The organism is Oceanicella sp. (assembly GCF_056449545.1).
The window spans coordinates 1-13,348 of the sequence record NZ_JBWOMN010000125.1; the positions used below are offsets into that span (position 1 = coordinate 1).

General features: G+C 67.9%; 12 protein-coding genes. 5 read left to right on the forward strand and 7 right to left on the reverse strand.

The genetic code is table 11. The features are described 5' to 3' along the window. Window positions 1-71 precede the first annotated feature (71 nt). The 6 genes from AC1HC7_RS16310 to AC1HC7_RS16335 form a co-directional block, all read right to left on the reverse strand. Complete coding sequence (locus AC1HC7_RS16310; protein ID WP_479496154.1) at window positions 72-656, reverse strand: histidine phosphatase family protein; 585 nt, start codon at window positions 654-656, stop codon at window positions 72-74. 49 nt (window positions 657-705) lie between these two features. After that, on the reverse strand, window positions 706-1,407 hold the full coding sequence (locus tag AC1HC7_RS16315; protein WP_479496155.1) for an ABC transporter ATP-binding protein: 702 nt from the start codon (window positions 1,405-1,407) through the stop codon (window positions 706-708). After that, the gene (locus AC1HC7_RS16320) at window positions 1,407-2,165 is read right to left on the reverse strand and encodes an ABC transporter ATP-binding protein (RefSeq protein WP_479496156.1); all 759 of its coding nucleotides are present in this window, start codon (window positions 2,163-2,165) and stop codon (window positions 1,407-1,409) included. The genes AC1HC7_RS16315 and AC1HC7_RS16320 overlap by 1 nt, the downstream gene beginning before the upstream one ends. Then, window positions 2,162-3,532, reverse strand: a complete 1,371-nt coding sequence (locus tag AC1HC7_RS16325) for a branched-chain amino acid ABC transporter permease (protein ID WP_479496157.1) — start codon at window positions 3,530-3,532, stop codon at window positions 2,162-2,164. The genes AC1HC7_RS16320 and AC1HC7_RS16325 overlap by 4 nt, the downstream gene beginning before the upstream one ends. Beyond that, window positions 3,529-4,485, reverse strand: coding sequence for a branched-chain amino acid ABC transporter permease (locus tag AC1HC7_RS16330; protein WP_479496158.1), 957 nt, complete (start codon window positions 4,483-4,485; stop codon window positions 3,529-3,531). Before AC1HC7_RS16330 ends, AC1HC7_RS16325 begins: the two co-directional genes overlap by 4 nt. 135 nt (window positions 4,486-4,620) lie before the next feature. Beyond that, window positions 4,621-5,871 carry a branched-chain amino acid ABC transporter substrate-binding protein gene (locus AC1HC7_RS16335; protein WP_479496159.1) on the reverse strand — a complete coding sequence of 417 codons (1,251 nt, stop codon included), beginning with the start codon at window positions 5,869-5,871 and terminating at the stop codon, window positions 4,621-4,623. A 272-nt stretch (window positions 5,872-6,143) separates the two neighbouring features. Here AC1HC7_RS16335 and AC1HC7_RS16340 point away from each other — a divergent pair, with 272 nt between their 5' ends. After that, window positions 6,144-7,685: a pyridoxal phosphate-dependent decarboxylase family protein gene (locus AC1HC7_RS16340; protein ID WP_479499224.1), complete on the forward strand. Its 1,542-nt coding sequence runs from the start codon at window positions 6,144-6,146 to the stop codon at window positions 7,683-7,685. Window positions 7,686-7,700: 15 nt separating this feature from the next. Here the strand turns inward: AC1HC7_RS16340 and AC1HC7_RS16345 are convergent, their stop codons facing one another. Next, window positions 7,701-8,618 (reverse strand): LysR family transcriptional regulator, encoded by a 918-nt coding sequence (locus AC1HC7_RS16345; protein WP_479496161.1) that lies wholly within the window; start codon window positions 8,616-8,618, stop codon window positions 7,701-7,703. Window positions 8,619-8,769: 151 nt separating this feature from the next. Between AC1HC7_RS16345 and AC1HC7_RS16350 the strand changes: the two genes are divergently transcribed. From AC1HC7_RS16350 to AC1HC7_RS16365, 4 genes are read left to right on the forward strand one after another with little or no spacing between them, the layout of a single operon-like run. Then, window positions 8,770-9,789: a class 1 fructose-bisphosphatase gene (locus tag AC1HC7_RS16350; protein ID WP_479496162.1), complete on the forward strand. Its 1,020-nt coding sequence runs from the start codon at window positions 8,770-8,772 to the stop codon at window positions 9,787-9,789. A gap of 10 nt (window positions 9,790-9,799) precedes the next feature. Next, entirely contained in the window at window positions 9,800-10,675 is an 876-nt protein-coding gene (locus tag AC1HC7_RS16355; protein ID WP_479496163.1) for a phosphoribulokinase, read from the forward strand. 59 nt (window positions 10,676-10,734) lie between these two features. Continuing rightward, window positions 10,735-11,799 carry a class II fructose-bisphosphate aldolase gene (gene fba / locus AC1HC7_RS16360; protein WP_479496164.1) on the forward strand — a complete coding sequence of 355 codons (1,065 nt, stop codon included), beginning with the start codon at window positions 10,735-10,737 and terminating at the stop codon, window positions 11,797-11,799. Window positions 11,800-11,826: 27 nt separating this feature from the next. Then, window positions 11,827-13,215 (forward strand): ribulose-bisphosphate carboxylase, encoded by a 1,389-nt coding sequence (locus AC1HC7_RS16365; RefSeq protein WP_479496165.1) that lies wholly within the window; start codon window positions 11,827-11,829, stop codon window positions 13,213-13,215. Window positions 13,216-13,348 lie beyond the last annotated feature (133 nt).

A 13,348-nucleotide genomic window follows, 5' to 3' on the forward strand; every position in this document is an offset into this window, starting at 1 on the left:
CCGCGCAGGCGGGGCGCAAAAGCCCGGGTCAACGACCGCGGCGGCGGCCCGCGCCGCCCATGCGGCGACCGTCAGTCGGGCAGGGCGGCGGCGGGCGCGCGGTCCGGGTCCAGCGCCGCCGCGCGCCAGTGATCCGCCGCCGGCGTCACGCGCATGGGCAGGGCGTTGGGCATGACGCGCAGCGTCGGTTCGATGCGGGTGAAGCTCAGCGCCGCCAGCCACAGCCCGCCATGGGCGACGATCAGCGTGTCCGGGCCCAGCGCCGCGGCCCGCGCCATGGCGGCCCAGACCCGGTCGGCGAACTGCGCGAAGGTCTCGCCCCCCGGCGGATCGTAGTCGCCGGTCCAGAAATCCGGGGCCCAGTCGCCGATCGGCTGGCCCTGATGCACGCCGAGATTGACCTCCATCAGCCCGTCGTCAAAGGCGATGTCGAGTCCGTTTTCCGCCGCCACGGCCTCCGCCGTATGGCGCGCCCGCGACAGCGGCGAGGCGACGATCCGCGCCACCGGCTGATCGCGCAGGATCAGCGCCGCGCGCCGCGCCTGAGCGCGCCCGGTCGCGTCAAGCTGGCTGTCCATCTGCCCCTGACAGCGCCGCGCGGCGTTGAAATCGGTCTGACCGTGACGCAGGAAGAAGAACGGGTTCTTGAATGGCATGCGGCGCTTGTCCTTGTTGCGGGAATTGCGGGCGAAGGCCGCGGCGGCGTCAGACCTCCAGCCATTCGCGGCGCACGTCGTCGCGGGCGCGCAGATCCTCGGGCGCGCCTTCGAACACCACCTTGCCATGGCCCATCACATAGACCCGCCGCGCGATGTCGAGCGCGATGGCGAGCTTCTGCTCCACCAGCAGGATCGACACCCCGCGCCGGGCGATCTCGCTCAGCAATTCGGCGACGCGGGTGGTCATCTGCGGCGACAGGCCCTCGGTCGGCTCGTCGATCATGATCAGTTCGGGGTCGCCCATCAGCGTGCGGCACATGGTCAGCATCTGCTGTTCGCCCCCCGACAGCACCGAGGCCTCCACATCGGCGCGTTCGCGCAGGTTGGAGAACAGCTCGAACATGTCCTCGATCGACCAGCGGCTCTTGTCCAGGTCCTGCCCCGGCTTCACCCCCAGCAGCAGGTTCTGGCGGGTGGTCAGGCCGGGAAATATGTCGCGGTTTTCCGGCACGTAGCCGACGCCGAGCCGGGCGATCTCGTAGGATTTCATCCCGGCGATCTCGCGGTCGCGAAATCGGATCGACCCGTTCAGCGTCACCTCGCCCATCACCGCCTTGCAGGTGGTGGAGCGGCCGACGCCGTTGCGCCCCAGCAGGGCGACGATCTCGCCGGCGCCGACGCCGAGATCGACCCCCTGGAGGATGTGGCTCTTGCCGTAATAGGCGTGCAGATCGGTGATGGTGAGCATCAGTGGTCGGCCTCCAGCGCCGCGCCCAGATAGGCTTCCTGCACCCGCGGATCGCCGCGCACGGCATCCGGATCGCCGGTGGCGATGATCTCGCCGTAGACCAGCACGGATATGCGGTCGGCGAGCCCGAACACCACGCCCATGTCGTGTTCCACCATCACCAGCGTCTTGCCGACGGTGACCTGGCGGATCAGGTCGACGATGTAGTCGGTTTCCGAATGGCTCATGCCCGCGGTGGGTTCGTCGAGCATGATCACGTCGGCGCCGCCGCCGATGGTGATGCCGATTTCCAGCGCCCGCTGTTCGGCGTAGGACAGCACCCCGGCGGGCAGGTCGCGCCGCGCGGTGAGGTTGATCTGTTCGAGGATCTCCTCCGCGCCCTCGTTCAGCGCCCGCTGGCGGCTGACCAGATGGCGCCAGGAATAGCGGTAGCCGAGCGACCACAGAAGCGTGCAGCGCAGGTTTTCGAACACCGTCATCTTGGGGAAGATGTTGGTGATCTGGAAGGATCGCGACAGGCCCTTGCGGTTGATCAGATAGGGGGCGAGCCCCGACACGTCCTCTCCATGCAGCCTCACCGTGCCGGCGCTGGGGGCGAAGCGCCCGGTGATCAGGTTGAACAGCGTCGATTTCCCGGCCCCGTTGGGGCCGATCACCGCGTGGCGCTCGCCCTTTTCGACGGCCAGATCGATGCCGCGGATGATCTCCGCCTTGCCGAAGCTCTTCTTCAGGCCGGTGAGTTGCAGCGCGTTGCTCATGACCCGGCCCCCGGCGCGCTTTCAGGCGCGGCGTTGGCCATGTCCCAGGCGTGGCGCAGCTCCGGCGCCCCGCGCCGCGCCAGCCATATGCCGCCGCCGGCGATGATCAGGGCCACGGCCCAGGCAAGCGGCGAATGGCTGTCGAAGGCGATGCCGAACAGGGACATCTGCGATTCGCCCACCGCGGCGCTGCGCACGTGGAACAGCATTTCAAGCAGCGCCGCGCAGCCCAGAATCCCCACCGCGCCCGGGATCAGGGTCCTGACATAGGGCCCGGCCAGCAGGCCGATGCGCCCCAGCCGCCAGGGGCCGGCATGCATGGCGATCAGCCCGGCCAGCCCCTGCGGAAAGAACATCACCGTGGCCAGGAACAGCGCCCCGAGATACAGCTGCCATATGTCGGTCTGAAGGCTCAGCACCGATTGCAGCAGGGTGAAGACGATGGCCCCGATCACCGGCCCGAGAAAGAACCCCATGCCGCCCAGAAACGTCACCATCAGGATGATGCCCGAGGTCGACAGGTTGAGGTTCTCCTCGGTCAGGATTTCGTAGTTGATGGCGAAAAGCGACCCCGCCACGCCGGCGAAGAACCCCGCCGCGACGAAGGATCCGTAGCGCACCCAGCGCGCCGAATAGCCGAGGAATTCGGCGCGTTCGGGGTTGTCGCGCACCGCGTTGGCCATGCGCCCCAGCGGCGTGCGCGAAAACAGGAACATGCCAAGCGCCGAGACCACCGTCCAGAATCCGATCAGGTAGTAGACCTCGATCTGGGTGAGGAATTCGATGCCCAGGAACGGCGCGTAGGTGCGGTCGCCGCTGATGCCCTCCTCGCCGCCGAAGAACGCCACCACGATGATCGAGGAGGCGGCGATCAGTTCACCGACCCCGAGCGAGATCATGGCGAACACCGTGCCCGCGCGCCGCGTCGAAAACGTGCCGATCAGCGCCGCGAAGCCCATGCCGAACAGCCCGCCGAACAGCGGCAGGAACGGCAGCGGGATCGGCAGTTCGTCGATCTCGATCCAGTTCATCACATGCATGGCGAAGAACCCGCCAAGGCCCATGTAGACCGCGTGGCCGAAGCTCAGCATCCCGCCCTGGCCCAGCAGCATGTTGTAGCTGAGCGCGAACACAACGGTGATCGCCATCTGGTTCATGATGGTGATCGAGGAATTGTTGGCGAAGACGAACGGCATCGCCGCCAACGCCGCGGCGGCCAGCAGCCAGGGCAGGGCCGCGCGGGCGAAAGCCGGCCCGGCGGCGGCGGGCGCCCGGGCCGCGGCCGGGGTCGGGGTCGAAGTCGGGGTCGGGGTCGGAGTCGGGGATGGGGCCGGGGTCGGGCCGGGGTTGGGGGCCGCTTCGCTCATGTCTCGCGCTTTCCGAACAGGCCGTAGGGGCGGAACACCAGCACCAGCACCATCAGCAGATAGGGCAGGATCGGGCCGATCTGGGGCAGGGTCATGGACCACAGGTCGCGCAGCATGCTTTCGGACAGGTCCTCGGGCGGGGTGAATCCGATGGCGGTGAGAATGTCAGCGAAGGCGACGTTGTAGGCGGTGGCGAAGGTGGTGAGCCAGCCGATCAGCAGCGACGCCGCCAGCGCCCCCCACAGCGACCCGAGCCCGCCCACCACGATGGTGACGAAAACGATGGAGCCGAGCACGAAGGCCATGCCCGGAAACGTGCCCAGCACCGGCCCGGCGATCACCCCGGCCAGCCCGGCCAGCCCGGTGCCGACGCCGAACACCCCCATGAACACCAGCGGCACGTTGTGGCCCAGCGATTCCACCGTGTGCGGGTGGCTGAGCGCCGCCTGGATGATCATCCCGACCCGGGTGCGGGTCAACACGTAGAGCAGCGCCAGGAAGATGCCCACCGCGATGAAGATCATGAACACCTTGTAGGCCGGAATCGCCGCGCCGGCGATGGCGAAGGCGGTGAAGTCCAGCGCCTCGGGGCCGTCATAGGGCATCTGGCTGCGCCCCCAGAGCAGCTGCACCAGCTCCTCGATCAGCAGCGCCAGCCCGAAGGTGAAGATCAGCTCGGGCACATGGCCGAACTTGTGCACGCGGCGCAGCCCGTAGCGTTCGACCAGCGCCCCCCCGGCCCCGACGATCAGCGGCGCGACCAGCAGGCCGAGCCAGAACCCGGTGTAAAGGCTGATGGAATAGGCGAAATACGCGCCGAGCATGTAGAAGCTGGCATGGGCGAAGTTCAGCACGCCCATCATCGAGAAGATGAGCGTCAGCCCGCTCGACAGCATGAACAGCAGCAGGCCGGTCACGAGCCCGTCGATCAGGTTCACGAGGATCAGGTCCATCGCGTCGGTTCCGTTCGGTTTGGTCGCGGCGTCTTGATTGCGGCGTCTTGATTGCGGCGTTTCAGGCGCGCGGCGGGTGCGCCCGCCCGCCCGGTCGATCCCCGGGCCGGCGGGCGCGAACGCCAATGCGCGAGACTAGCTTTTCGGGCGCTTCATCTTGCAGGTGGTCGGGCTGTCCATGGCCGCGTTGACCACGGTGCTTTCCACCCGAAGGCCAAAGCCGGAATTGTCCAGATCATGGCCGATGCCCTCATCGGTATGCACCAGGATATGGACGTTCTGGATCGCCTGATGGTCCTGCGGGCGCATGGTCACCGTGCCGCCCCAGATCGATTCGTGGGTCATGCCCTCGAGCGCATAGGCGATCTTGACCACGTCGTCGGCGGAGCCCGCCGCGTCGATGGCCTTGGCCAGCATCTCCACCACGTTGGCGATGCGCGGCTGGCTGATGTCGTTGTCGGGATACTTCGCCTTGAAGCCGTCCACATAGGCGTCGACGCGATCGCTGCCCGGCGGGTTGAGCGCGCCTTCGGCCACCAGCCGGATGCGGTTCTTGCCGTCGGCGCCGAGGGTCTTGGTGATGCCGTCGGCGGCGGCGTAATAGGTGTAGATCGGCCCTTCGAACCCGGCCCCGATCACCGCCTTGCCGAGCCCGACCATGTCGGTGCCCCAGTTGCCGGTGATGATCGCGTCGGCGCCCGAGGCCATGATCTTGCGCGCGTAGGGGGTGAAGTCCTTCACCTTGCCGATCGGGTGCAGTTCGTTGCCGACGATTTCGATGTCGGGGCGTTTTTCGCCCAGATACCGGGTCGCGGCGGCGGCGACCGCCTTGCCGAAGGAATAATCCTGCCCGATCACGTAGACCTTCTTGATCCCGGGATCGGCCTTGATGACGTCGGTCAGCGCATCCATCTTGATGTCGGCGTTGGCGTCGAAGCGGAAATGCCAGAAATTGCACTTGGCGTTGGTCAGCGCCGGATCGACCGCCGAATAGTTCAGGAACAGCACCCGGCTGTCGGGGTTGCGCTTGTTGTGCTTCTTCACCGCCTCGGTGATGGCGTTGGCCACGCCCGAGGAATTGCCCTGGGCGATGAAACGGATGCCCTGGTCGATGGCGACCTGCAGCTGAATCAGCGATTCCTTGGGGCTGATCTTGTTGTCAAAGGGCACGATTTCGAAGTTCCGCCCGCCCAGCACGCCGCCCTTGGCGTTGACCAGCGTGTCGACCGCGTAGCGATACTGCGCCAGTCCGTTGGTGCCGGTGCTGGCGAAGCCGCCCGAAAGCGGATCGATGAAGGCGATCTTGACGGTTTCCTGCGCCGCCGCGGCGCTGGCGATCACGGACGCAAAGGCGAAGGCGAGCACGCGCCTTGCAGATTTTCGCATTTTCGATGTCCTCCCTGTTGGCGCGGCCGTCCCGATGCGGGCGTCGCGCTCCGTGCGAAAGATCGTTTCACATTTGCCCGCCTTGTCAACCCTCGCCGCAAGGCCATGCCCGGCCGGATCGGTCGCAAGCGTGGGATCGGGGCCTGAATCCGGGCCCGAATCCGGGCCGGGGGGCCGGGCGCCCGGGGCTGGAAATCGGCCTCGGACCCGCCTATGCAGGGCCATGCCCCGGGCGCTCGCCCTCCGCAGGCATCGCCGCAAGGATGTTCGCCATGAAGCCCGCGCCCCCCGCCGCCGATGCCGCCGCCGATGCCGCCGCCGGCCCCGCCACGCAGCCCGCGGCGCCCGACATCGCCGCCAGCCTCGACCCCGCCGATCCCGCGGCGTTTCGCCGGCTGGCGCATGAAATGCTCGATGCGGCGCTCGACCAGCTTGAAACCATGCGCCCCGGCCCGGACGGCGCCCCCTGCCCCGCGCCGGTCTGGCGGCCCATGCCCGACAGCGTGAAACAGGCGCTGGCCGAACCGCCGCCCATGGCGGCGCAGGGGGCGGCGCGGGCCTGCGCGGATCTCAAGGCCCTGGCGCTGCCCTACCCCACCGGCAACGCGCATCCGCGGTTTTTCGGCTGGGTGCACGGCGCCGGCGCCCCTGGCGGGGTGATCGCCGAAATGGCGGCGGCGGCGATGAATTCCAATCTCGGCGGGCGCGATCACGGCGCCGTTCACGTGGAGCGCCAGGTCATCGACTGGTGCCGCCAGCTGTTCGGCTTTCCCGAGGGCGCCAGCGGGCTGGCGGTCAGCGGCACCTCGATCGCCACCCTGATCGCGCTGGGCGCGGCGCGGGCGCGGGCGGCGCAGGGGGTGCGCAAACAGGGGCTGCGCGCGGCAAGCGGGCGACTGGTGGGCTACGCCTCCGCCGAGGCCCATGGCTGCAACGCCCGCGCCTTCGACATCCTGGGGCTGGGGACCGACGCGCTGCGCATGATCCCCGCGGATTCCGGCTTCAGAATGGACGTTTGCGCGCTGCGCGCGGCGATCGCGCGCGATCTGGCGGCGGGGCGCCGGCCGTTCTGCGTCATCGGCTCGGCCGCGACGGTGAACACCGGCGCCGGCGACGATCTCGACGCCATCGCCGACATCTGCGCCGCGCATGGGCTGTGGTTTCATGTCGACGGGGCGTTCGGCGCGGCGCTGGCGCTCAGCCCGCGCCTGAAGCCGCGCGTCCAGGGCATGGCGCGGGCCGATTCGCTGGCCTTCGATTTCCACAAATGGATGCATGTCCAATACGACGCGGGCTTCGTGCTGATCCGCGACGCGGCGGCGCACCGCGCCGCCTTCGCCATGCGCCCGGACTACCTGAGCGCCGCTCCGCGCGGGCTGGCGGCGGCGAATCCGTGGTTCTGCGAATACGGGCCCGAACTGTCGCGCGGCTTTCGCGCCCTGAAAATCTGGTTCGCGCTGAAGGAGCACGGCGTCGCCCGCATCGCCCGCAAGATCGAGGACAATTGCGATCAGGCCGCCTATCTCGCGGCCCGGGTCGCGGATCATGCGGAGCTTGAACTGATGGCCCCGGCGCCGCTCAACATCGTCTGCCTGCGCCATGCCGGACGCCCCGGCGCGCGCGGCGCCGATCTGGACCGCCTGAACGGCGAGATCGTCATGGACCTGCAGGAAAACGGGATCGCCGCGCCCTCCACCACGCGGATCGGCGGCGCGCTGGCGATCCGGGTCAACATCACCAACCACCGCACCACCTGCGCCGATCTCGACCTGCTGCTCGACGCGGTGGTCGCGGCGGGCCGGGCGCTGACCTGACGCGCCAGATCCGGCTCAGGTCCCGGAAGGGGCCGCGATCCCTGGCAGGAACCCGCCCTCCAGATCCAGCAGGAACGACCGGAACCGCTGGGCGATGGGCGAGATCTCCACATCCTTGCGGCGGATCAGGAACCATTGGCGGCGGATCGGCAGGCCCGGCGAATCCAGCATCGTCAGCCGCCCGGCCTCCAGTTCCGCCACCACCGTGTGGGCCGAGATGATGGCCAGCCCGAGCCCGGCCATCACCGCCTGCTTGATGGTCTCGTTGGTGCCCATCTCGACCCCGCGCCAGGACCGTCCGCCGCCAAGCGAATCGAGGTAATCCACGGTCAGCGCCCGCGACCCCGACCCCTGTTCGCGATTGAGAAACACCTCGTCGAGCAGCAGATCCGCCGGGATGTCGCGCCGCCCGGCCAGCGGGTGCGTCGGCGGCGCGATCAGCACATGCGGGTGTTCGCCCAGCACGTCGGCGCAGGACTCCGGGTCGCGCGGCGGACGGCCCATGATCGCCAGTTCGATGGTCTGGCGCTTCAGCGCCGTGATCACCGCGTCGCGGTTGCCGACGGTGAGGCCGATCTCGATTTCCGGATGCGCGGCCCGCGTCTCCGCCACCAGCTGCGGCGCGAAATACTTGCCGGTGCTCACCACCCCCAGCGACACATGCCCCGCGCGCCCGGACCTGAGCGCGTCCACCTTCCGCCAGGACAGGGTCAGCGCATCCTCGACCCGCTGCGCCGCGGCGATCACCTCGCGCCCGACGGCGGTCGGCGCAAAACGCCCGTCGCCGCCGCGGCGCAGGATCTCGGCCCCGACATTGGCCTCCAGATTGCGCAGCTGCGTGGACACCGCCGGCGGCGTGACATGCAGCGCCCGCGCCGCGTCGGTGAGCGAACCCAGCGCCGCCGTCGCGGTCAGGGCGCGAAGTTGCTTCAAGGTGACTGCGTTTTCCCGAACCATAGTTTTTCTTAATATGAACAAGATTTTTTTCAATATATTTTTGTTTCAACTTGCGCCACTGAAGGGGGGCGCGCAATGCGGTCGTCACCCCCCGACGCCGCCGGCGCCAGCAGGGAGAGCGCAGATCATGCCGGGCATCGCAACGCTTGCAGATTATCTGGACGGGTCGCCTGATTGCTCTCCCGATCTGGCCGCCGCGCTGAAGGCGATCGCCGCGGTCGCCGGCGACATGTCGCGCCGCATCCGCCGCGGCGCCATCGAGGGCGCGCTCGGCAAGGAAGTGGGCGAGAACCTCGGCGGCGACACGCAAAAGGCGCTCGACGTGATCTGCGACGACGCCTTCGCCGCGGCGCTGGCCAAGGCGCCGGTGCGCTGGCTGGCCTCCGAGGAACGCGATTCGGTGGATGAGCTGAACCCGGCGGGCACGCTGGCCGTCGCCATCGACCCGCTGGACGGATCGTCCAACATCGACCTCAACATTTCCATCGGCGCGATCTTTTCGGTGCTTGACGCGAAGGATGACTGGCAAGGCAGCTTCCTGCGCCCGGGCCACGAGCAGATCGCCGCGGGCTACGCGATCTACGGCCCGCAGACGGCGCTGGTGCTGACGCTGGGCGCGGGGACGCTGCTGTTCGCGCTCGACCCCGACAGCGGCGATTTCATCCGCATCGGCGGCAAGCTGTCGATCGCCCCCGCGACCTCGGAATTCGCCATCAACGCCTCCAACCAGCGCCATTGGGATGCGCCGGTAAAGCGCTTCATCGAGGATTGCCTCGCCGGCGCCGAAGGCCCGCGCGGCGCCGATTTCAACATGCGCTGGGTGGCCTCGCTGGTGGCCGAGACCCATCGCATCCTGATGCGCGGCGGGGTGTTCCTGTATCCCCGCGACGACCGCAAGGGCTATGAGCGCGGCCGCCTGCGCCATCTTTACGAATGCGCGCCCATCGCCTTCGTCGTCGAACAGGCGGGCGGGCGGGCCACCGACGGGCTTGAGCGGATCCTCGACCGGATCCCCGACGCGCTGCACGCGCGCACGCCCTTCGTGTTCGGTTGCGCCATGACCGTCGAACGCATCGCCGACTACCATGTCGCGCCGGACAATCAGACGACGGCGCTGTTTGGCAATCGCGGCCTGTTCCGCAACTGAGGACCCCACGATGAGCACCAGGCACCCGATCATCTCCGTCACCGGCTCCTCCGGCGCGGGCACCTCAACGGTGAAGCGCACCTTCGAGCAGATCTTCCGGCGCGAGGGCGTCGAGGCGGTCTCCATCGAGGGCGACGCCTTCCACCGCTTCAACCGCGCCGAAATGCGCGAGGAGCTGGCCCGGCGCACCGCCGCCGGCGATCACACCTTCAGCCATTTCAGCATCGAGGCCAACGTGCTCGAAGACCTGGAGCGGGTGTTTCGCGAATATTCCGAGACCGGGCAGGGCCGCACCCGCCACTACGTGCATGACGACGCGGAGGCCGAGCGCCTGGGCGTGGCGCCGGGGCATTTCACCGACTGGGCGCCGTTTCGCGAGGACAGCGACCTGCTGTTCTACGAGGGCCTGCACGGGGCGGTGAAAACCCCCGACGTGGACGTGGCCCAGCACGCGGACCTGAAGATCGGCGTGGTGCCGGTGGTCAATCTCGAATGGATCCAGAAGATCCACCGCGACAAGGAAAGCCGCGGCTATTCCACCCAGGCGGTGACCGAGGTGATCCTGCGCCGGATGCATTCCTACGTGCATTGCATCTGCCCGCAATTCACCGAGACCGACATCAATTTCCAGCGCGTGCCGGTGGTGGACACCTCCAACCCCTTCGTCGCCCGCTGGATCCCCACCCCCGACGAAAGCGTGGTGGTGATCCGCTTTCGCGACCCGCGCGGCATCGATTTCCCCTATCTGACCTCGATGATCGCCGGCAGCTGGATGAGCCGGGCGAATTCCATCGTCATCCCGGGCAACAAGCTGGATCTGGCCATGCAGCTGATCCTGACGCCGCTGATCCACCGGCTGATGGATTTGGCGCGCAGGGCGGGCTGAACCGGGCCGCCTGACAGCCGGCGCCTGATTGCAAACAACCAAACCGAGGAGAGAACGGCATGGCGCTGATCACGCTGAGGCAGCTTCTGGACCACGCCGCCGAACACGACTACGGCGTTCCGGCGTTCAACATCAACAACATGGAACAGGGGCTGGCGATCATGCGGGCCGCGGCGGCGACCGACGCGCCGGTGATCCTGCAGGCCAGCCGCGGCGCGCGCAGCTATGCCGGCGACGTGATGCTGCGCCACATGGTGACCGCGCTGGCCGAGATGAACCCCCGCATCCCGGTCTGCCTGCATCAGGATCACGGCAACAACGAGGCCACCTGCTTCAGCGCCATCCGCCACGGCTTCACCTCGGTGATGATGGACGGCTCGCTTGAGGCGGACATGAAAACCCCGGCCTCCTACGACTACAATGTGGAGATCTCGCGCAAGGTGGCGCAGGCGGCGCATTGGGTCGGGGCCTCGGTGGAGGGCGAGCTGGGCGTGCTCGGCTCGCTGGAGACCGGCGAGGCCGCGGCCGAGGACGGGTCCGGCGCCGAGGGCAAGCTGGCCCAGGACCAGTTGCTGACCGACCCGGACCAGGCGGTTGATTTCGTCGCCCGCACCAGGGTGGACGCGCTGGCCATCGCCTGCGGCACCTCCCACGGCGCCTACAAGTTCAGCCGCAAGCCCGACGGCGAGATCCTCGCCATGCATGTGATCGAGGCGATCCACGCGAAGCTGCCGGGCACGCATCTGGTGATGCACGGCTCGTCCTCGGTGCCGCAATATCTTCAGGACCTGATCAACGCCAATGGCGGCGAGATGCCCCAGACCTACGGCGTGCCGGTCGAGGAAATCGAGCGCGGCATCAGGATGGGGGTCCGAAAGGTCAATATCGACACCGATTGCCGCATGGCGATGACGGCGCAGTTCCGCCGGGTCGCGCGCGAAACCCCCGCCGAATTCGACCCGCGCAAATTCCTCATCCCGGCGATGAGCGCGCTTGAAGATCTCTGCCGTGACCGGTTCGAGCGCTTCGGGACCGCCGGACACGCCTCTGACATCGCCGTCATCTCGATGGATGACATGGCCGGCCGCTACGCCGACGGGTCGCTCGACCCGGCGCTGGGCTGAGCCGAGCAAACGGAAAGGACGAAGATCATGGACCAGTCAGATCGCTACGCCGACCTCTCGCTGAACGAAAAGCAGCTGATCGCCGACGAGCGGCACGTGCTCGTCGCCTATGTCATGAAACCCAAGGCGGGTTTCGGCGGCTACCTTGAAACCGCCGCGCATTTCGCCGCCGAAAGCTCCACCGGCACCAATGTCAGCGTCTCCACCACCGACGATTTCACCCGCAGCGTCGATGCCATCGTCTACGAGATCGACGAGGCCGCGAACGTGATGAAGATCGCCTATCCGGTGGAGCTGTTCGACCGCAACATCATCGACGGGCGGGCGATGATCGCCTCGTTCCTGACGCTGTGCATCGGCAACAATCAGGGCATGGGCGATGTGGAGCACGCCAAGATGCATGATTTCTGGATGCCGCCGAACTTCCTGCGGCTGTTCGACGGGCCCTCGACCAGCATCCGCGACCTGTGGCGGGTGCTGCGCCGCCCGGTGGTGGATGGCGGCTTCATCGTCGGCACCATCGTCAAGCCCAAGCTGGGCCTGCGCCCCAAGCCCTTCGCCGACGCCTGCTACGATTTCTGGCTCGGCGGCGATTTCATCAAGAACGACGAGCCCCAGGGCAACCAGCTGTTCGCGCCGCTGAAGGACACCATCCCCCTGGTCGCCGACGCCATGAAGCGCGCCCAGGACAAGACCGGCGAGGCCAAGCTGTTCTCGGCCAACATCACCGCCGACGACCATCACGAGATGATCGCGCGCGGCGAGTTCATTCTCGAGACCTTCGCCGAGAACGCCGACCACGTGGCGTTTCTGGTCGATGGCTACGTGGCCGGCCCGGCGGCGATCACCACCGCGCGGCGCGGCTTTCCCAAGCAGTATCTGCACTACCACCGCGCCGGCCACGGCGCCGTGACCTCGCCCAGCGCCATGCGCGGCTACACCGCCTTCGTGCTGTCCAAGATGTCGCGGCTTCAGGGCGCGTCGGGGATTCACACCGGCACCATGGGCTTTGGCAAGATGGAGGGCGAGCCCGCCGACAAGATGATGGCCTACATGATCGCCGACGACAGCGCCGACGGGCCGTTCTACCATCAGGAATGGGAGGGCATGAACCCGACCACGCCGATCATCTCGGGCGGCATGAACGCGCTGCGCATGCCGGGGTTCTTCGAAAATCTTGGCCATTCCAACCTGATCATGACCGCCGGCGGCGGCGCCTACGGCCATATCGACGGCGCGGCGGAGGGCGCGATTTCCCTGCGCCAGGCCGAACAATGCTGGAAGGAAGGCGCCGACCCGATCGAGTTCGCCAAGGAGCACAAGCAGTTCGCCCGCGCCTTCGAAAGCTTTCCGGGCGACGCGGACGAAATCTATCCCGGCTGGCGCCAGGCGCTCAGGATCAATTCGGCTGCATAGGGCGGCGGATCGGTCTATGAGGATTTCGGGCGGGGCGGGCGCGACTCGGGGCCCCCCCCCCCCCCCCGCCCCCAGGGCGCCCGGGGAAACCGCCCCCCCCGCGGGGAGAGGAAAAAAAAAAATAACCCCGCGC